Origin of the sequence: Pseudomonas sp. O39 (genome assembly GCF_045447295.1) — a bacterium.
GTDB classification, from domain to species: Bacteria; Pseudomonadota; Gammaproteobacteria; order Pseudomonadales; family Pseudomonadaceae; genus Aquipseudomonas; species Aquipseudomonas antarctica_A.
Genome location: NZ_JBJGXV010000015.1, coordinates 15,744 through 33,926, shown reverse-complemented (window position 1 = coordinate 33,926; position 18,183 = coordinate 15,744). Strand labels below are relative to the sequence as shown.

Below are 18,183 nucleotides of genomic sequence, written 5' to 3'. Positions count from 1 at the left end.
GGATCAGTGACGGCTTTCACCTTCCAACTTGCGCGCCTCGTCCACGCCGGACGCGGTCAACTTGATCGGCAGGTTCAACGAATATTCACCGGCGTCGTCGGTGGTCACATGCCCATCCTTGATAAGCCCACGGTCCTGCAGGAATGCCAAGACACTGGCAACCTCCTTCTCGCCGCGGTAGTTATCCAGCACCTCCTTGCCCAAACCGTTCGGGTGGGCGTGCAACAGGCGGGTGAGGACTTCTTTTTCAAGGTTTCTATCGACGTTCATGTGTACCTCTTCACTGGGAAATGATCGGGTGTAAGTCGTGCTATCGCTGCATCAAGGCGCGGGTTGTTTCGGTGCGCCAGGGATGTTGTTGTCATCGCCTTTATTGACCTTCGGCTCGTTGCTGATACCCGGGCCCATTTTGCCGTTGCCCACCGCAGCCGGTGCCTGACGCTGGGTGTCGGCGCCTTTGGTGCGTGGGTCAGCGCCGTTGTCGATAATCGCGCCACCATTGGTGTCGAGGCCGGTACCCATCGAATCCTGGGATTCCTGGGTGGCAGGGCTTGGCGGGCTGCCGACGGGGTCAGTCTTGCCGGTCGACGAGGTCGCGGCGAAGGCGCTCAGCGAGGCGGCAGACAGCAGGCCGGTGAGGGCGAGGGCGGCAAACTTGGAATTCTTCATGGGGGTGTCTCCATATGATTAATGTCCTTACCCTTTATTGGTCCGCGCCCGTTTCTGGTTCGTGCCTTGATGGCGACGAACGGTATCAAGTTACCTGTAAGATTTTGTGTGCCGAGCGCTGGCGCCAGATCAACCGCGCCACCGTAATCAGCCAGTTGAGCACGGCCACGCCCAGCACACTCGCCAGCAGCGTCGGCAGGCCGTAGTCGACGATGAGCTTGCCGGCCAGCCAGGGAAACCCGAACACGCCGATAAAGTACGCCAGGCTGAACAGCAGCAGTGCCTGGGACGTAGTGCCGGACGGCGCCTCGCTGGCCACCAGTCCATTAATCACCGAATACGTGAGGCCATATCCAACCCCCAACATGGCAGCCGCCAGCAGGTAGCTGAAGTTACCGCTGACGCCAAAAGCAAACAGCGCGATCGACCCGAGCATGATCCCGGATAACACGCAGGCGGCCCGGTAGGCGTCACGCTTGACCACGTGGCCGGCGATCAACAGGCGGCTGGTGATGGCGGCACTCAGGAAGCCCGCGAAGAACAGCGAATAGTCCAACCCATGGGCCGCTGCATAGCTGGTCTGGAACGAGGACAGCCCGCCAAATACACAGCCACCCAGGCCGACCATCAAGATCGCAAATGCCGCTTTGGATGACAGCACTCGGCGGCTGGAAGCCCAGGAAATTTTCGAGGTGGGCACATTCGCGTGATGTTTGAGGCGTGCGCCCATGCGCCAGAACATCACAACGCCGGCGAGGCTGGCCAACCCCGCAATATAGAAGGCCGTTGTAAGCGGCAGGTCCAATGCACTGGCGGCTCGCCCGAGCAAAGGGCCGGCGCCGATCCCGCTCAACATGCTGCCCGACAGCAGCGCAAAGTATTTGGCCCGCTGATGGGACTCCACCAGCAGTGTCACGATGATCGGCCCCAAGGTGTAGAACACGCCCCAGCCCAACCCCAAGGACAGCCCGAACAGCATCAGGCCTTGACCAAAACCCGGCGTCAGCGCAAACCCCAGGCAGGCCACCACCAGCAACACGCCCATCCCCGCAATAGCCCGTGCCGCGCCCACGGCATCGGCCAAATGCCCGCAAAAAACCACCGCCACGAACGTGCTGAGCATCGCCATGGAAATCACGCTGCCGGCATCATGCTCGTTCCCCCCGCGCGAATGAATCAATAGCGACAGCAGAAACGTCGAGCCGTAGGACAGCGACAACAAAAAGCTGGCAAGGCAGAACAGCGCGAATGTCTTCGCGCCGACCGCAGGCGTGGTGTGCATGAGCAAGTCTCGAATCGTTGGATTTATACGCTCTGTTTACCATGCACGACCCGGCGGATTGTTCTGTGGTTGGTGGTGCTCGGGTTACCGCGCGACGGAGTAAAGCGCCCCAGTCACCGCGAAATTGCACTGCAATCCGTCATCAAACCGCCTTAATATGTGGGCTTTGAATTTGCCCAAGGCTCGCCCATGACCATCGAGATTCGCCCCGCCGTGCCCAGCGATGCTGCGCAGATCCTGACGTTCATCACCGAGCTTGCCGAGTACGAAAAGGCCCGGCATGAAGTGATCGCCAGTGTGGTGGATATCGAGCGCAGCCTGTTCAGCGAGGGTGCCACCGCCCATGGCTTGATCTGTTCGCGGGACGGCTTGCCGATTGGCTTTGCGGTGTTCTTTTTCAGTTATTCCACGTGGTTGGGCAGCAACTGCCTGTACCTCGAAGACCTGTATATCAACCCCGAGCAACGCGGTGGCGGTGCGGGCAAGAAACTGTTGCGCCACCTGGCCAGGATCGCCTGCGACAACGGCTGCGGGCGTTTTGAGTGGAGCGTGCTGGACTGGAACGAGCCGGCGATTGCCTTCTACAAATCCATCGGCGCCCAGCCGCAGGAGGAGTGGGTGCGCTACCGCATGGAAGGTGACGCGCTGCGCGATTTCGCCACCGGCTGAAAACACTTCTCCTAAAGCACCCAAGATCAAAAATGTGGGAGCGGGCTTGCTCGCGAATGCGGTCGTTCAGCCAATGATTTATTGACTGACCCACTGCATTCGCGGGCAGGCCCGCTCCCACATTATTTTTTGATTTTATTCCAATATATGGGATGCAAATTTATATATTGAGATATTTTAAATGATGGGTTTATAGTCGCCTGCATCAGCACTCACTACCAAAAATAAAACAGGTGAAGCGATGCAGCCCCAACCGTTGTCGTTACCCGCCGTCCCCGAGCCTACCTATGGCGAGCGGTTGAAGAACAAAGTGGTGATCATCACCGGTGCCGCCCAAGGCATTGGCGAGGCGATCGTCGCCTGTTTCCAGGCCCAGCAGGCACGCCTGGTGATCGCGGATATCCAGGGCGAAAAGGTCGAAAAAGTCGCCGCGCATTGGCGCGAGCGCGGGGCGCAAATCGTCGCGCAAGCCGTCGACATCACCTCCAAAGAGCAATGGCAGTCGCTGGTCAACCTGGCCATTGAGCGCTTTGGTCGCGTGGATGTGCTGGTCAATTGCGCAGGCGTCAACGTGTTCCGTGACCCACTGCAGATGACCGACGAAGACTGGCGCCGCTGTTTCGCCATCGACCTCGACGGCGCCTGGTTCGGCTGCCGCACGGTGCTGCCATCTATGATCGAGCAGGGCATCGGCAACATCATCAACATTGCCTCCACCCATTCCAGCCACATCATCCCCGGCTGCTTTCCCTATCCCGTCGCCAAGCACGGCCTGCTCGGGCTCACTCGCGCCCTGGGCATCGAATACGCGCCCAAGGGCATCCGCGTGAATGCCATCGCCCCGGGGTATATCGAAACTCAGCTCAATGTCGATTACTGGAACGGTTTTCCTGACCCTCACGCCGAGCGTCAGCGCGCCTTCGATTTGCACCCGCCCAAGCGTATCGGCCAGCCGGTAGAAGTGGCGATGACGGCACTGTTCCTGGCGACTGACGAGGCGCCTTTTATCAATGCAACCTGCCTGATGATCGATGGCGGGCGTTCTGTGATGTACCACGACTAAATCCAACAAGAGGTGGTTCATGTTTAAGAAGACACTCGGCACCCTGGCACTTGCGATCGCCTTCAGCGGCTTTGCATCCGCCGAAGAGGTGAAGATCGGCTTTCTGGTCAAGCAAGCCGAAGAACCCTGGTTCCAGACCGAATGGGCCTTCGCCGAAAAAGCCGGCAAGGACCAGGGCTTCACCGTGATCAAGATCGCCGTGCCCGACGGCGAGAAAACCCTTTCCGCTATCGACACCCTCGCTGCCAACGGCGCCAAGGGCTTTGTGATCTGCCCGCCGGACGTGTCCCTGGGCCCTGCGATCATGGCCAAGGCCAAGCTCAACGGTTTGAAAGTGCTGGCGGTGGATGACCGTTTCGTCGACGCCAAAGGCAAGCCCATGGAAGACGTGCCCTACGTCGGCCTGGACGCCTACAAAATCGGCCAGAAACAAGGCGAAGCCATGGCCACCGAAGCCAAGCATCGCAACTGGGACTGGAAGGACACCTACGCCGTCATCAACACCTTTGACGAGTTGGAAACCGGCAAGAAACGCACCGACGGTTCGGTAGAAGGCCTCAAGGCCGCCGGCTTGCCGGCCGACCACATCCTGTTCAGCGCACAGAAAACCCTCGACGTGCCGGGCAGCATGGACGCCACCAACTCGGCCCTGGTGAAACTGCCCAGCGGCGCGAAAAACCTGCTTATCGGCGGCATGAACGACAGCACCGTGCTGGGCGGCGTGCGCGCCACTGAAAGCGCCGGGTTCAAGGCTGCCAACGTGATCGGGGTCGGCATCAACGGCACCGATGCGATTGAAGAACTGAAAAAATCCGACACCGGTTTCTACGGCTCAATGCTGCTCAGCCCTGACGCGTCGGGCTACAAAACCGCCAGCGCGATGTTCGCGTGGGTCACCAAAGGCACCGAGCCTGCCAAGTTCACCGCCCTGGATAACGTCACCCTGATCACGCGCGCCAACTTCAAGGAAGAGTTGAGCAAAATCGGTCTGTGGAAATGACCGGCGCGGCCCTGCGCTTCAACGGCATCGGCAAGGAATTTCCCGGGGTCAAAGCCCTGGCGCAGATCAGCTTTGTAGCGCGGCCGCACTCGGTGCACGCGCTGATGGGCGAGAACGGCGCGGGCAAGTCCACGCTGTTGAAGATCCTCGGCGGCGCCTACATTCCGAGCAGCGGTACGGTACAGATCGGCGAGCAGACGATGGACTTCAAATCCGCCGCCGACAGCATTGCCAGCGGCGTCGCGGTGATCCATCAGGAACTGCACCTGGTGCCGGAAATGACCGTGGCGGAGAACCTGTTTCTCGGGCATCTGCCGTCGCGTTTCGGGGTGGTCAACGGCGGCCTGCTGCGCAAGCAGGCGCTGGCATGCCTCAAAGGCCTGGCCGATGAAATCGACCCGCAGGAAAAGCTCGGGCGGCTGTCCCTGGGCCAGCGCCAACTGGTGGAGATCGCCAAGGCGTTGTCCCGTGGCGCCCATGTGATTGCCTTCGACGAGCCCACCAGCAGTTTGTCGGCGCGGGAAATCGACCGGCTGATGGCAATCATCACGCGCCTGCGCGATGAGGGCAAAGTGGTGCTGTATGTGTCGCATCGCATGGAAGAAGTGTTCCGTATTTGCGATGCGGTGACGGTGTTCAAGGACGGCCGCTTCGTGCGCACCTTTGACGACATGGCCACGTTCACCCACGACCAATTGGTGACGTGCATGGTCGGGCGCGACATCCAGGATATCTACGATTACCGCCCGCGCGAACGCGGTGAAGTGGCGCTCAAGGTCGAGGGTTTGCTTGGCCCGGGCCTGCGTGAAGCGGTCAGCTTGCAGGTGCACAAGGGCGAGATTCTGGGGCTGTTCGGGCTGGTCGGCGCAGGGCGCACGGAACTGCTGCGCCTGCTCAGCGGGCTGGTGCGCAGCACGGCCGGGCAACTTGAACTGTGTGGGCAACCGCTGCACTTGCGCTCGCCGCGTGATGCTATCGCCGGTGGTGTGCTGCTGTGTCCGGAAGACCGCAAGAAGGAGGGCATCATTCCGCTGTCCAGTGTGGCCGAGAACATCAATATCAGCGCACGGGGTGCCCATTCCACGTTTGGCTGGCTGTTGCGTGAGGGCTGGGAGAAAGGTAACGCCGACCAGCAAATCAAGGCGATGAAAGTCAAAACGCCGAACGCACAACAGAAAATCATGTACCTGTCCGGCGGTAATCAGCAGAAGGCCATCCTTGGTCGCTGGCTGTCGATGCCGATGAAGGTGTTGCTGCTCGACGAGCCGACCCGTGGCATCGACATCGGCGCCAAGTCGGAGATCTACCAGATCATCCACAACCTGGCGGCCAGCGGCCAGCGGCATCGCGGTGATCGTGGTGTCCAGCGACCTGATGGAAGTGATGGGCATCTCTGACCGCATCCTGGTGATGAGCGAAGGCGTGCTGACCGGCGAGTTGAACCGCGAACACGCGGACGAAGCACAGCTATTGCAACTGGCACTTCCGCGTACGCGGGCTTGAAGAATTCGAGGTGAATGATGTCCCAGGTAAAAACTGCAAAAGGCTTCTGGCCGGGTTTCAACCAGCGCAAGTTTCTGGATGATTGGGTGATGCTGCTCGCCGCGTTAAGCATCTTTGTGCTCAGTGCGCTGTTTATCGACAACTTCCTTTCGCCGCTGAACATGCGTGGCCTGGGCCTGGCAATTTCTACGGTCGGCATTGCCGCGTGCACCATGTTGTTCTGCCTGGCGTCGGGGCACTTCGACTTGTCGGTGGGCTCGGTGATTGCCTGCGCCGGGGTGGTGGCGGGGATTGTGATCCGTGACACCGACAGCGTGGTGCTCGGCGTGTCGGCGGCATTGGCCATGGGCCTGGTGGTGGGGCTGATCAACGGGATTGTGATCGCCAAGCTGCGCATCAATGCGTTGATTGCCACATTGGCAACCATGCAGATCGTGCGGGGTCTGGCCTACATCTTCTCCAACGGCAAGGCTGTCGGCGTGATGGATGAGCGGTTCTTCGTGTTCGGTAACGGCCAACTGATGGGCGTGCCGGTGCCGATCATCATCACCGTGCTGTGCTTTGTGTTTTTCGGCTGGCTGCTCAACTACACCACCTACGGGCGCAACACCATGGCCATCGGCGGTAACCAGGAAGCGGCGTTGCTGGCCGGGGTGAACGTTGATCGCACCAAGATCATCATCTTTGCCGTGCACGGCTTGATCGGCGCCTTGGCCGGGGTAATCCTCGCGTCGCGCATGACGTCGGGCCAGCCGATGATCGGCCAGGGTTTTGAATTGACGGTGATTTCCGCCTGTGTGTTGGGCGGTGTGTCGCTGAGCGGCGGCATCGGCATGATCCGCCATGTGATTGCCGGCGTGCTGATTTTGGCGATCATTGAAAACGCGATGAACCTGAAGAACATCGACACCTTTTACCAGTACGTGATCCGTGGTTCGATCCTGTTGCTGGCGGTGATTATCGACCGCATGAAGCAGCGTTAGAAACCCGGTCTCAACAACACTGAAAATCCAATGTGGGAGCGGGCTTGCTCGCGAATGCGGTGTATCAGACGCAGATGTGCAAACTGACATACCGCATTCGCGAGCAAGCCCGCTCCCACATTGGATCTCCACTGTATTGAGGTTCAGCATTTGCCATAATGGCGCCGTTTTCGTACTTCCCAATAGGCCCGATATGCAGGAAAACGCCCACACCCCCGTCAAAGACGCCGCGCCCACCGGCACCCAGACCCTGCTGCGTGGCCTGGGCGTGGTGCAAGCGGTGGCGGCCGGTGCGCGGGATCTGAAAGAGATCGCCAGGCGCATCGGCACCACCCGCAGCACCACCCACCGCCTGGCCAGTTGCCTGGTGGAAGAGCGTTACCTGCGCGTGGTGCCGCAAGTCGGATACCTGCTGGGGCCGAAGTTGATCGAACTGGGCTTCCAGGCCCGTGAAGAACTGCCTCTGGTGAGCTTGGCCGTGCCTTATCTGGACGAGCTGTCGGCGCTGACCGGCGACACCATCCACCTGGCCATTCGCGAATACGACGACGTGCTCTACCTGCACAAGAATCCCGGCCGCAACGGCCCGGAAATGCGTTCGCGGGTCGGCCATCGCATGCCGTTGGCGCGCACCGGTATCGGCAAGGCGTTGCTGCTGGATGATTCGGTCGAGGAGTGGCAGCGTCTGTACGAAGTCAGCTTGCCTGCCGGCGGGAAAAGCCTGCAATGGCCGCAGCACCCGGAGCAATCCTGGGCGCAGTTCGAGCAGCGCATGCGCGAATACGTGGTGGGGGGTTATGCGTTCGATCTGGAAGACAACGAACCGTCGATCCGCTGTGTGGCGGCACCAGTGCGCGATGCCAGCCGGCGAATCGTCGCCGGCATCAGCATCGCCAGTACCGTGCCCTACATGCCGCTGGAAAAAATGGCCGAGCTGATTCCTGTGATCAAACAGGTCGCAGCCCGGCTGTCAGCGGAGTTGGGCGCAAAGGCCTGATCAGGCCTTCAGGGTCGCCATGTCGATGACAAAGCGGTACTTCACATCACCGGCGATCATGCGGGTGTAGGCTTCGTTGATCTGGCGGATGTCGAGCATTTCGATATCACACGTGATGTTGTGCTCGGCGCAGAAATCCAGGACTTCCTGGGTTTCGGCAATGCCGCCGATCAAGGAGCCGGCCAGCACTTTACGCCCCAACACCAGCTTGGCCGCATTCACAGGCGGGTCCACCGGCTCGATCAAACCAACCAGGATATGCACGCCGTCAAAGCGCAGCACGTCGAGGTAGGGGTTCAAGTCGTGTTGTACCGGAATGGTGTCCAGCAGGAAGTCGAAGTGCCCGGCAGCGGCTTTCATCTGCTCGGCGTCGGTGGACACGATCACGTGGTCGGCGCCCTGGCGACGGCCTTCTTCTGCTTTGCTTGCGGAGCGGGTGAACAGCGTCACTTCCGCGCCCATCGCCTTGGCAAACTTGATGCCCATGTGGCCCAGGCCGCCCATACCCAGAATGCCAACTTTGTCGCCAGCCTTCACGCCGTAGTGCTTGAGCGGCGAGTAAGTGGTGATGCCGGCGCAGAGAATCGGCGCGGCGCTGGCCAGGTCGAGCTTGGCCGGGATCTTCACCACGAAGTGTTCGCTGACCACGATGCTGTCGGAGTAGCCGCCCATGGTATTGCTGCCATCGACCCGGTCCGGGGTGGCGTAAGTCATGGTCGGGCCTTCGAGGCAATATTGCTCCAGGTCCGCATGGCAGGCGTCGCAGTGGCGGCACGAGTCGACCATGCAGCCGACGCCAACCAGGTCGCCGACTTTATGCGCGGTCACGCTGGCGCCGACGGCGGTGACTTTGCCGACGATCTCGTGGCCCGGCATCAGCGGGTAGACGGCAATGCCCCATTCGTTGCGAGCCTGGTGGATGTCGGAGTGGCAGACGCCGCAGTAGAGTATCTCGATGGCCACGTCATCGGCGCGCGGGCTGCGACGTTCGAAGGACATGGGGGCGAGGGGAGTGGTAGCCGACTGGGCGGCATAACCGATGGCGGTGTACATGAAGAAACCTCGCAAAAGGAATGACTAGGGAGGCGGCGCATTCTCCGCGCCCGGCCTGGCTGCGGCCATGGCGATTGCTCCGAACCTCATGCCTAAAGCTCCGGAGGAGCAGCTAAAAGCGTCAAGCCTTAAGCTGCACGCTATAAACTGCACGCTCTCTTGCTGCTTGAGGCTTGAAGCTTGCAGACGCTCAGATCTGAAAACTCCCGAGAACTGCTTTTATGTTATTGACCCGCCATCTCGACGCCAACGCCACGCTGGTGGCCTTGATAAAAGGGCTTACGCCCCGCGACGGTTTTTCCCCGACGAACCTGCCGGGCGTGCAGGTATTGCGCGCCAGTTGCGACGTGGCGCGCGGGCCACAGATTTATGAGCCGAGCCTGATGATCGTCGCCCAGGGCAGCAAAGTCGCCTATCTGGGCCCGCGTACGCTGGAGTATGGCGCGGGGCACTACCTGATTCAGGCGATGCCGGTGCCCTTTGAGTGCGAGACCTTTGCCCTGCCGAATGCGCCGCTGTATGGCGTCACGGTTGGCATTGACCGCGTGGTGCTGGGCGAGTTGGTCATGGCCATGGGCATTCAGGCGGGGCCGCCGCCGACGGCGCAGACCCTGGAGTCGATGAGCTCGGTGGTGCTCGATGATGCGATGCGCGGGTGCGTCGAGCGGCTGTTGCAATGCCTGCACGATCCGCTGGAGAGCCGGATCATGGGCCCGGCACGGGTGCGTGAGTTGTTGTTCACGGCGCTGCGCGGGCCGCAGGCGGATGTGTTGCGCGCCTTGGTGGAGCAGCAGGGGCAGTTTTCGCGAATCGCCACGTCGTTGAATCACCTGCATGCCCATTACGCCGAGCCGTTGAATATCGAGACCCTGGCAGGTTATGCGCACATGAGTGCGTCGACGTTTCATGAGCATTTCAAACGCTGCACGCTGTTGTCGCCGGTGCAGTACCTGAAGCGTTTGCGCTTGCTCAAGGCTCAGCAATTGTTATTGGTAGAAGGCATGGGCGTGGCGCAGGCGGCGCACAGTGTGGGGTATCAGAGTACGTCGCAGTTCAGTCGCGAATATAAGCGCTACTTCCTGCGTAATCCGGGTGAAGAGCGCGCGGCCTAGGTTCTGTTGATACAACTCGGTCAATGTGGGAGCTGGCTTGCCTGCGATGGCATCCGCTGAGTTTTACTGACAGACCGAGTCGCCTGCATCGCGGGCAAGCCAGGCTCCCACAGAAAGCGGGTTCCACATTCGATTTATGCCGGCCACAAAAAAGGCCCCCGTCTGGGAGCCTTTCAGGTCAAGCAATCGACTTACATATTCGGATAAGTCGGCCCACCCGCGCCTTCCGGTGTTACCCAGGTAATGTTCTGCGAAGGGTCCTTGATGTCACAGGTCTTGCAGTGCACGCAGTTCTGGGCGTTGATCTGGAAGCGCTTTTCGCCGTCTTCCTTGGTGATCACTTCATACACGCCGGCCGGGCAGTAGCGCTGCGCCGGTTCATCGTAGAGCGGCAGGTTGGTGCTGATCGGGATGCTCGGGTCCTTGAGCTTCAGGTGGCACGGCTGTTCTTCTTCATGGTTGGTACCGGAGATGAACACCGAGCTCAGCTTGTCGAAGCTCAACTTGCCATCGGGTTTTGGGTAGTTGATCTGCTTGCTGTCTTTGGCCAGCTTCAGGCAGGCGTAGTCCGGCTTGGTGTCGTGCAGGGTGAACGGCATTTTGCCGCCGAGGATGTTCTGGTCGAGCCAGTTGAAGCCGGCGCCGATGATCGGGCCGAACTTGTGCATCGCCGGGCCGAAGTTGCGGCTGGCGAACAGTTCTTCGTAGAGCCAGCTGGCTTTGAAGCTGTCGACGTAGTTGGTCAACTCGTCGCCGCCTTCGGATTCGGCAAACAGACGTTCGGCCACCGCGTCAGCCGCGAGCATGCCGGACTTCATGGCCGTGTGGCTGCCTTTGATCTTGGCCACGTTCATGGTGCCCAGGTCACAGCCAATCAATGCGCCGCCCTTGAATACCATCTTCGGCAACGAGTTGATGCCGCCTTTGGCCAGGGCACGGGCGCCGTAGCTGATGCGCTTGCCGCCTTCCAGGTATTGAGCCAGAACCGGGTGATGCTTGAGGCGCTGGAACTCATCGAACGGCGACAGGAAGGTGTTGCTGTAGGACAGGTCGACGATCAGGCCGACCACCACCTGGTTGTTTTCCAGGTGATAGAGGAACGAGCCACCGGTGTTCTCGTTGCTCATGATGTCCAGCGGCCAGCCGGCGGTGTGCACCACCAGGCCTGGCTGATGTTTAGCCGGGTCGATTTCCCAGATTTCCTTGAGGCCGATGCCGTAGTGCTGGGCGTCGGCGTCGCTGTCCAGGTTGAAGCGTTGGATCAGTTGCTTGCCGATGTGGCCACGGCAGCCTTCGGCGAACAGCGTGTACTTGCCGCGCAGTTCCATGCCAGGGGTGTAGACACCTTCTTTTGGATTGCCTTCGCGGTCGACGCCGAGGTCACCGGTGATGATCCCGCGGACCACGCCGTTTTCGTCGAACAGTGCTTCCTGGGCGGCGAAGCCTGGGTAGACTTCCACACCCAGGTTCTCGGCCTGTTGGGCCAGCCAGCGGCACAGGTTGCCGAGGGAGATGATGTAGTTGCCCTCGTTGTGCATGGTCTTGGGCACAAAGAAGTCGGGAACCTTGGTGGAGGTGTCGGCGCTGCGCAGTACATAGATGTCATCGCGCACCACGGGAGTGTTGAGCGGGGCGCCGAGTTCCTTCCAGTCCGGGAACAGTTCGTTCAGGGCGCGCGGTTCGAACACGGCACCGGAGAGGATATGTGCGCCGACTTCGGAGCCTTTCTCGACCACGCAGACGCTGATTTCTTTACCGGCTTCGGCGGCCTTCTGCTTCAGTCGGCAGGCGGCAGACAGGCCTGCCGGGCCAGCGCCGACGATGACTACGTCGAATTCCATGTATTCGCGTTCCACAGGCTATCTCCTACTCAAGGCTCAACAGGCTTTTTTTCTAATGGGTGGAGGTTCGGTGTCGTGTCCGTCATCGCTGCAAAAGGGCAGGGGATGACCCACCTTTCTCTCTAGGTGGCGCATTATATCTACACCACTGGCAGCGTCCAATACAAACGTTTGTTTGAATTGCTTGGAAGCTAGGTAAATCAAAGCAACGCGGCTTATGACTGGCTATTTTGGCGTATTGACCAGAATAGGCGTTCCGGTCAATATACGGTCGGTTTTGCGCTAACCGTAGGCACACCGCAGGTTTCAAGAGCACGTCCAAAAGCAGGGCAACGGCAAAACAGGTGACGCGCGTTTGATTGATGGCGCGCAGTTTACACGCCGCGATAAGGAATGACCTCTCAGTCACCACTGACGAACGGTCATCAATCCCCCCATCGCTGTGTCACACGCCGAGGTTTTTGGAGGTGCCCTTGTGTGCCGATGAGCATCAACCGCCAGGTTCGCCTAGGCGACTTTCTTTTCACCGGAGAGTAACGAGGAATCCATGAAGGTTCTTGTAGCTGTCAAACGCGTTGTCGATTACAACGTGAAAGTTCGCGTCAAGGCGGACAATTCCGGCGTCGACCTCGCTAACGTCAAAATGTCGATGAACCCTTTCTGCGAAATCGCTGTGGAAGAAGCCGTACGCCTGAAAGAGAAAGGCGTGGCGACTGAAATCGTCGTGGTTTCCATCGGCCCGACCACTGCTCAAGAGCAGTTGCGTACTGCCCTGGCACTGGGCGCCGACCGCGCCATCCTGGTTGAGTCCGCTGAAGACCTGACCTCCCTGGCCGTTGCCAAGTTGCTCAAAGCCGTTGTCGACAAGGAACAGCCTCAGTTGGTGATCCTCGGCAAGCAGGCCATCGACAGCGACAACAACCAGACTGGCCAGATGCTGGCTGCGCTGACCGGTTACGGCCAGGGCACCTTCGCCTCCAAAGTCGAAGTGAGCGGCGACAGCGTTGCTGTTACCCGTGAAATCGACGGCGGCGCACAGACCGTTTCGTTGAAACTGCCGGCTATCGTCACTACCGACCTGCGTTTGAACGAGCCGCGCTACGCGTCCCTGCCAAACATCATGAAAGCCAAGAAGAAGCCGCTTGAGTCGGTAACTCCAGAAGCTTTGGGCGTTTCCACCGCCTCCACCAACAAGACCGTTAAAGTCGAAGCGCCGGCTGCACGCAGCGCAGGCATCAAGGTCAAGTCGGTGGCTGAACTGGTTGAGAAACTGAAAAACGAAGCGAAGGTAATCTAAAAATGACTATCTTGGTAATCGCAGAACACGACAACAAGGTGCTGGCCCCGGCCACCCTGAACACAGTGGCTGCTGCTGCGAAAATCGGTGGCGACATTCACGTGCTGGTAGCAGGCCAAGGCGCTGGCGCCGTGGCTGAATCCGCGGCGAAAATCGCTGGTGTGAGCAAAGTACTGTCGGCCGACAACGCCGCCTACGCTCACCAACTGCCGGAAAACGTGGCTCCGCTGGTAGCAGAGCTGGGCGCTGGTTACAGCCACATCCTGGCCGCTGCCACCTCCAACGGCAAAAACATCCTGCCACGCGTTGCTGCGCAGCTGGACGTTGACCAGATCTCCGAGATCATCTCGGTAGAAAGCGCCGACACCTTCAAGCGCCCGATCTACGCCGGTAACGCCATCGCCACCGTGCAATCGACCGCGGCCATCAAAGTGATCACCGTGCGCGCCACCGGCTTCGACCCGGTTGCCGCTGAAGGTGGTTCGGCTGCCGTTGAAGCCGTCTCCGCTGCTCACGACGCTGGCACTTCCAGCTTTGTCGGCGAAGAGCTGGCCAAGTCGGATCGTCCTGAACTGACTGCTGCCAAAATCGTCGTTTCCGGCGGTCGCGGCATGCAGAACGGTGACAACTTCAAGCACCTGTACGCCCTGGCCGACAAGCTGGGCGCTGCGGTCGGCGCTTCCCGCGCGGCCGTCGACGCAGGTTTCGTACCCAACGACATGCAGGTCGGCCAGACCGGCAAAATCGTTGCGCCACAGCTGTACATCGCGGTCGGTATCTCCGGCGCGATCCAGCACTTGGCCGGTATGAAAGACTCCAAAGTGATCGTTGCGATCAACAAGGACGAAGAAGCACCGATCTTCCAGGTGGCTGATTACGGCCTGGTTGCGGACTTGTTCGAAGCCGTACCTGAGTTGGAGAAGCTGGTCTAATCCAGCCGCTTCACTTATAAAGAGCCCGGTCGAGTGACCGGGCTTTTTTTTGCGCGCCCTTTTTCAACCTGGAGAAATTGCCATGGATTTGCGTCCCGTATTGCTGGCTCTGTTGCTGCTGCCAAGCCTGGCGCTGGCCGCCGGCAAATGTGATCGCCTGGTGATTACCGGAAGCCCGGATGCACCGCCGCTGCTGTGGCGCGACCCCCAAGACCCGACCCACCTGATCGGTGCCACCGCCGACGTGCTGCAACAAGTGGGCAAGGATCTGGGGCTTAAAATCGACCTGCTCTACGGTGGTAAACGCTCCCTGGCGTTGGATGAAGTGCGCAGCGGGCGCGTGGACATCCTCGCGGACGCACCGCTGAACCTCGGCGAACTGGAAACCCTCGACTACATCCACCCGGCGCTGGTACAGATCGATTACCTGGTCTGGACCCGCAAGGATTCGCCGTTGCCCTACACCACGGCCGCCGACCTTCACGGCCATAAGGGCGCGGTATCCGAACGCGCGCGCTTGAGTGCCGGCTTCGAGACCTTCGCCGCCCAGCAACTCAGCCTGCAACGCCTGCCCAGCTTGACGCCGGCCTTTCAGAAACTGCTGCTGGGGGAGGTCGACTATGTGCTTGCCGGGCGTTATTCCGGGATGGCCATGGCCCAGACCTTGGGCATGAGCAACGACCTGATCGCGCGCGAAGTGCCCGTCGATCAACCTGGCCTGTACCTGGCGATTTCCCACAACTCCGCCTGCAATGATCCGTGGCTGCGCGGACAGCTGGCCAAAAAGATGACAGAATTGCCCGCGTCCGGTGCCGCGCAAGCCGCATTGCAGCGCAACCTCGAACGCTGGAAAGCGCAATTGCAGCAACCCGTCGGCACCCCAGCAAAGTAAGGATTTACAGTGACTCTTCGACCTCTTTTCGCGGCCCTCGCCGTTGTCGCTCTGGCGGGATGTGCAGCCGATCCTGCGCCGAATGAACAAATACGCCTCACCCAGCAAGCCTTGGAACAAGCCGGCGCCGTGGGTGCCAGCACCGATGAGTCGCCGGAACTGAAACTGGCCGAAGACAAGTTCGCCAGGGCCCAGGCCGATATGGCTGACCAATCCTACAAGCATGCGCGTATGCGGGCCGAACAGGCCGAGTTGGACGCGCGCCTCGCCGAAGCGAAAATTCTGACCCGCAAGAGCCAGGAGCAACTGAACGTGCTCAATACCCGCATCACTCGCCTGCGCAAGCAATTGCAGTTGGGAGAAGCCCAATGAGCCCGATGATCCGTGGTCTGAGCTGTGTGCTGCTGTTGAGCAGCGCCGCCCTGGGCGGTTGCGCCAGCCAACCCAATAGCGAGCAGGCGTTGCAGCAGGCCGGCAGTGACTTCCAGAAGGTCAAGGAAGACTCCAACGTGTTGCGCTTCGCGCCTAAAGATGTGATTCGCGCCGGTGAATCCCTGGCCCGCGCCGATCGCTTGTCCAGCTACTGGGGCAGCGGTGCCGACGTGGTGCATTACGCCTACCTGAGCCAGCGCTACAGTGCCATCGCCCGCGAACACACCGAGCAAGGCCTTAACGCAGAGCGCGGTACCAAGCTCGAACTGGAGCGCCAACGCCTGCAACTCGCCCTGCGTGAAAACAAGCTGGCCAGTGTGCAGCAGCAAGGCAAGTGGCTCGAAGAGCAAATCGCCAGCCTGACCACCACCCAGACCGATCGCGGCCTGGTCATGACCTTGGGCGATGTGCTGTTCGACACCGGTGACGCGCAGCTGCAAAACTCGGCCAACCGCACCGTGCTCAAGATCGTGCAGTTCCTGCAACTGAACCCCAAGCGCGTGGTGCGCATCGAGGGCTACACCGACAACACCGGCGGCGAACAGGAAAACCTCAAGCTGTCCCGCGACCGTGCGCAGGCCGTGGCCGACGTGCTGATGGACCTGGGGATCGACGAAAAACGCATCCAGGTTGAAGGCTACGGCGACCAGTACCCGGTGGAGGTCAACGCCTCCGAGCGGGGCCGCGCACAGAATCGTCGTGTGGAAATTGTGTTCTCCGATGAGAAAGGCCAGTTAGGCGCTGCGCGCTGAAGCCTGTCGCCGAATAAAATGTGGGAGCGGGCCTGCGCGCGAATGCGGAGTATCAGTCAACATTTCATTGGCTGACACACCGCATTCGCGAGCAGGCCCGCTCCCACATTTTTGTTCTGTATACACCTTACAGTTTTTTCTATCACTGCCGCTCGCGCTCGACTATTCTCGCAACTGTCCCCGTACACTTCTAAACTGTGCCGGTATGTTTCACACAAAAATAAAATACCCGTGAAATCGAGTGCTGCGTCATGACCAATCTGTTGCTTTACCAACGTATCGCCCAGCAACTGGCTGAGGACATCCGGCGCGGTGTCTATCAACCCGGCGAGCGCGTGCCTTCGGTGCGCAAGATGAGTTCACAGCTCAACGTCAGCCACGCCACGGTGTTGCAGGCCTACGCCAACCTGGAAGACCAGGGGCTGATCCGGGCGCGGCCACAGTCAGGCTATTATGTGCACCAGACGCCCGCACTCACGGCGCCCACGCCGGACATCGCGCGGGTTGAACGCCCGGGGTTGGTCACCCGCAGCAGCATTATCCAGCAGGTATTGGTCGAGTCGCGCCGTGAAGGTGTGTTCCCGCTCGGCGCGGCGGTACCGAGTGTTGACTACTTGCCGGTACGGGCGCTGCATCAACAGTTGGCCAAGGTCACGCGCTTCCAGAGCCCGCGGGCGTTCAGCTACATGTTCAGCCCCGGCTTTGAACCGCTGCGGCGCCAGGTGGCAATTCGCATGCGCGATGCCGGCGTGGTTGTGGACCCCTCCGAAGTGGTGATTACCCACGGTTGTGTCGATGCGTTGCAGATGTCCTTGCGTGTGCTGACCCGTCCCGGCGACTTGATTGCCGCCGAGTCCCCGACGTATTACGGCTTGCTGCAACTGGCGGATCTGCTGGGCCTCAAAGTCATCGAGATCCCCAGCGACCCGTCCACCGGCATGAGCCTTGAAGCCCTGCAACTGGCAGCCAACCAATGGTCGATCAAGGCGTTGGTGCTGACTACGCGCCTGAGTAATCCGCTGGGCGCGACCATGCCCGAGGAGCGCCAGAAACAGTTGCTGCGCCTGGCCTCGGATTTTGATATTCAGATCGTCGAGGACGATATCTACGGCGAGCTGATGTTCGAACTGGGCCGCACCAAGGCGCTGAAAGCCTATGACCGCCTGGACCGGGTGATCTATTGCTCGAGCTTTTCCAAGACCTTGTCCCCGGGTGTGCGCATCGGCTGGATGATCGCCGGCAAGTATCAACAGGAAATCCAGCGGTTGCAGATGTTCAGTACCCACTCGGCCTGCAGCGTCACCCAGATGGGGGTCGCGGCGTACCTGGAGAACGGTGGCTATGATCGGCATCTGCGCTACATCCGCCAGGAATACCGCAAGAACCTGAGTGCTTTCCAGCTGGCGGTGCAGCAGTATTTCCCGGAGGGCACACAGATGACACGCCCGACGGGCGGCTTCATTCTGTGGGTCAGTTTGCCGGGAAGGGTCAATACCCAGGAACTGCATGTGCGTGCACTGCAGCAGGGCATCAGCATCGCGCCGGGGGTGATCTTCAGTAATACGGAACAGTTCAACCACTGTATTCGTCTTAACTGCGGCACGCCGTGGAACCGCGAGGCAGAGCGGGCACTGATGACGCTGGGGATGTTGGCCAACCAGTTGTGTCAGGAAACTGCGGCCGGTTTTTGAAGGGTGGCAAGATGG

17 protein-coding genes and 1 pseudogene are annotated in these 18,183 nt (G+C 60.2%); 13 read left to right on the top strand and 5 right to left on the bottom strand.

Annotation, left to right across the window (positions count from 1 at the left end):
- Window positions 1-3: 3 nt before the first annotated feature.
- The 3 genes from ACI77D_RS19020 to ACI77D_RS19010 all read right to left on the bottom strand — a co-directional run bounded on the left by ACI77D_RS19020 (window position 4) and on the right by ACI77D_RS19010 (window position 1,951).
- Window positions 4-270: a hypothetical protein gene (locus ACI77D_RS19020; protein ID WP_064453742.1), complete on the bottom strand. Its 267-nt coding sequence runs from the start codon at window positions 268-270 to the stop codon at window positions 4-6.
- Between the two features lie 51 nt (window positions 271-321).
- Window positions 322-669 carry a hypothetical protein gene (locus tag ACI77D_RS19015; RefSeq protein ID WP_064453741.1) on the bottom strand — a complete coding sequence of 116 codons (348 nt, stop codon included), beginning with the start codon at window positions 667-669 and terminating at the stop codon, window positions 322-324.
- 85 nt (window positions 670-754) lie between these two features.
- Window positions 755-1,951 carry an MFS transporter gene (locus ACI77D_RS19010; RefSeq protein ID WP_262666022.1) on the bottom strand — a complete coding sequence of 399 codons (1,197 nt, stop codon included), beginning with the start codon at window positions 1,949-1,951 and terminating at the stop codon, window positions 755-757.
- Between the two features lie 189 nt (window positions 1,952-2,140).
- Between ACI77D_RS19010 and ACI77D_RS19005 the strand changes: the two genes are divergently transcribed.
- The 6 genes and pseudogenes from ACI77D_RS19005 to ACI77D_RS18980 all read left to right on the top strand — a co-directional run bounded on the left by ACI77D_RS19005 (window position 2,141) and on the right by ACI77D_RS18980 (window position 8,166).
- A complete protein-coding gene (locus ACI77D_RS19005) occupies window positions 2,141-2,620 on the top strand; it encodes a GNAT family N-acetyltransferase (protein WP_064453739.1) in 480 nt (159 codons plus the stop codon).
- 241 nt (window positions 2,621-2,861) lie between these two features.
- The gene (locus ACI77D_RS19000) at window positions 2,862-3,683 is read left to right on the top strand and encodes an SDR family oxidoreductase (RefSeq protein WP_407017253.1); all 822 of its coding nucleotides are present in this window, start codon (window positions 2,862-2,864) and stop codon (window positions 3,681-3,683) included.
- Window positions 3,684-3,702: 19 nt separating this feature from the next.
- Window positions 3,703-4,683 (top strand): substrate-binding domain-containing protein, encoded by a 981-nt coding sequence (locus ACI77D_RS18995; RefSeq protein ID WP_064453737.1) that lies wholly within the window; start codon window positions 3,703-3,705, stop codon window positions 4,681-4,683.
- Window positions 4,680-6,186 (top strand): annotated as a pseudogene (araG, locus tag ACI77D_RS18990) (L-arabinose ABC transporter ATP-binding protein AraG). Before ACI77D_RS18995 ends, araG begins: the two are co-directional and overlap by 4 nt.
- A 17-nt stretch (window positions 6,187-6,203) precedes the next feature.
- Window positions 6,204-7,169 (top strand): L-arabinose ABC transporter permease AraH, encoded by a 966-nt coding sequence (gene araH / locus ACI77D_RS18985; protein WP_017138344.1) that lies wholly within the window; start codon window positions 6,204-6,206, stop codon window positions 7,167-7,169.
- A gap of 193 nt (window positions 7,170-7,362) precedes the next feature.
- Window positions 7,363-8,166 (top strand): IclR family transcriptional regulator, encoded by an 804-nt coding sequence (locus ACI77D_RS18980; protein ID WP_064453735.1) that lies wholly within the window; start codon window positions 7,363-7,365, stop codon window positions 8,164-8,166.
- Here ACI77D_RS18980 and ACI77D_RS18975 read toward each other — a convergent pair whose 3' ends face one another.
- On the bottom strand, window positions 8,167-9,219 hold the full coding sequence (locus tag ACI77D_RS18975; protein WP_064453734.1) for an NAD(P)-dependent alcohol dehydrogenase: 1,053 nt from the start codon (window positions 9,217-9,219) through the stop codon (window positions 8,167-8,169).
- Window positions 9,220-9,440: 221 nt separating this feature from the next.
- Between ACI77D_RS18975 and ACI77D_RS18970 the strand changes: the two genes are divergently transcribed.
- Window positions 9,441-10,331 (top strand): AraC family transcriptional regulator, encoded by an 891-nt coding sequence (locus tag ACI77D_RS18970; RefSeq protein ID WP_221295469.1) that lies wholly within the window; start codon window positions 9,441-9,443, stop codon window positions 10,329-10,331.
- A 191-nt stretch (window positions 10,332-10,522) separates the two neighbouring features.
- Here the strand turns inward: ACI77D_RS18970 and ACI77D_RS18965 are convergent, their stop codons facing one another.
- A complete protein-coding gene (locus ACI77D_RS18965) occupies window positions 10,523-12,187 on the bottom strand; it encodes an electron transfer flavoprotein-ubiquinone oxidoreductase (protein WP_407017252.1) in 1,665 nt (554 codons plus the stop codon).
- 532 nt (window positions 12,188-12,719) lie between these two features.
- On the opposite strand from ACI77D_RS18965, the gene ACI77D_RS18960 reads away from it, so the two are divergent.
- From ACI77D_RS18960 to ACI77D_RS18935, 6 genes are all read left to right on the top strand, one after another.
- The gene (locus ACI77D_RS18960; RefSeq protein ID WP_017138339.1) at window positions 12,720-13,469 is read left to right on the top strand and encodes an electron transfer flavoprotein subunit beta/FixA family protein; all 750 of its coding nucleotides are present in this window, start codon (window positions 12,720-12,722) and stop codon (window positions 13,467-13,469) included.
- A gap of 2 nt (window positions 13,470-13,471) precedes the next feature.
- A complete protein-coding gene (locus ACI77D_RS18955; RefSeq protein WP_407017251.1) occupies window positions 13,472-14,401 on the top strand; it encodes an electron transfer flavoprotein subunit alpha/FixB family protein in 930 nt (309 codons plus the stop codon).
- Between the two features lie 82 nt (window positions 14,402-14,483).
- Window positions 14,484-15,293: a substrate-binding periplasmic protein gene (locus ACI77D_RS18950; protein WP_407017250.1), complete on the top strand. Its 810-nt coding sequence runs from the start codon at window positions 14,484-14,486 to the stop codon at window positions 15,291-15,293.
- A gap of 9 nt (window positions 15,294-15,302) precedes the next feature.
- Window positions 15,303-15,665 carry a DUF4398 domain-containing protein gene (locus ACI77D_RS18945; RefSeq protein WP_064453729.1) on the top strand — a complete coding sequence of 121 codons (363 nt, stop codon included), beginning with the start codon at window positions 15,303-15,305 and terminating at the stop codon, window positions 15,663-15,665.
- Window positions 15,662-16,477 carry an OmpA family protein gene (locus tag ACI77D_RS18940; protein WP_064453728.1) on the top strand — a complete coding sequence of 272 codons (816 nt, stop codon included), beginning with the start codon at window positions 15,662-15,664 and terminating at the stop codon, window positions 16,475-16,477. The genes ACI77D_RS18945 and ACI77D_RS18940 overlap by 4 nt, the downstream gene beginning before the upstream one ends.
- 251 nt (window positions 16,478-16,728) lie before the next feature.
- Window positions 16,729-18,168 carry a PLP-dependent aminotransferase family protein gene (locus tag ACI77D_RS18935; RefSeq protein WP_053257531.1) on the top strand — a complete coding sequence of 480 codons (1,440 nt, stop codon included), beginning with the start codon at window positions 16,729-16,731 and terminating at the stop codon, window positions 18,166-18,168.
- Window positions 18,169-18,183: the final 15 nt, after the last annotated feature.

Coding starts and splice junctions, on each gene's coding strand:
- ACI77D_RS19020 (WP_064453742.1), bottom strand. CDS start 270: ATGAACGTCGATAGAAACCTTGAAAAAGAAGTCCTCACCCGCCTGTTG.
- ACI77D_RS19015 (WP_064453741.1), bottom strand. CDS start 669: ATGAAGAATTCCAAGTTTGCCGCCCTCGCCCTCACCGGCCTGCTGTCT.
- ACI77D_RS19010 (WP_262666022.1), bottom strand. CDS start 1,951: ATGCACACCACGCCTGCGGTCGGCGCGAAGACATTCGCGCTGTTCTGC.
- ACI77D_RS19005 (WP_064453739.1), top strand. CDS start 2,141: ATGACCATCGAGATTCGCCCCGCCGTGCCCAGCGATGCTGCGCAGATC.
- ACI77D_RS19000 (WP_407017253.1), top strand. CDS start 2,862: ATGCAGCCCCAACCGTTGTCGTTACCCGCCGTCCCCGAGCCTACCTAT.
- ACI77D_RS18995 (WP_064453737.1), top strand. CDS start 3,703: ATGTTTAAGAAGACACTCGGCACCCTGGCACTTGCGATCGCCTTCAGC.
- araH (WP_017138344.1), top strand. CDS start 6,204: ATGTCCCAGGTAAAAACTGCAAAAGGCTTCTGGCCGGGTTTCAACCAG.
- ACI77D_RS18980 (WP_064453735.1), top strand. CDS start 7,363: ATGCAGGAAAACGCCCACACCCCCGTCAAAGACGCCGCGCCCACCGGC.
- ACI77D_RS18975 (WP_064453734.1), bottom strand. CDS start 9,219: ATGTACACCGCCATCGGTTATGCCGCCCAGTCGGCTACCACTCCCCTC.
- ACI77D_RS18970 (WP_221295469.1), top strand. CDS start 9,441: ATGTTATTGACCCGCCATCTCGACGCCAACGCCACGCTGGTGGCCTTG.
- ACI77D_RS18960 (WP_017138339.1), top strand. CDS start 12,720: ATGAAGGTTCTTGTAGCTGTCAAACGCGTTGTCGATTACAACGTGAAA.
- ACI77D_RS18955 (WP_407017251.1), top strand. CDS start 13,472: ATGACTATCTTGGTAATCGCAGAACACGACAACAAGGTGCTGGCCCCG.
- ACI77D_RS18950 (WP_407017250.1), top strand. CDS start 14,484: ATGGATTTGCGTCCCGTATTGCTGGCTCTGTTGCTGCTGCCAAGCCTG.
- ACI77D_RS18940 (WP_064453728.1), top strand. CDS start 15,662: ATGAGCCCGATGATCCGTGGTCTGAGCTGTGTGCTGCTGTTGAGCAGC.
- ACI77D_RS18935 (WP_053257531.1), top strand. CDS start 16,729: ATGACCAATCTGTTGCTTTACCAACGTATCGCCCAGCAACTGGCTGAG.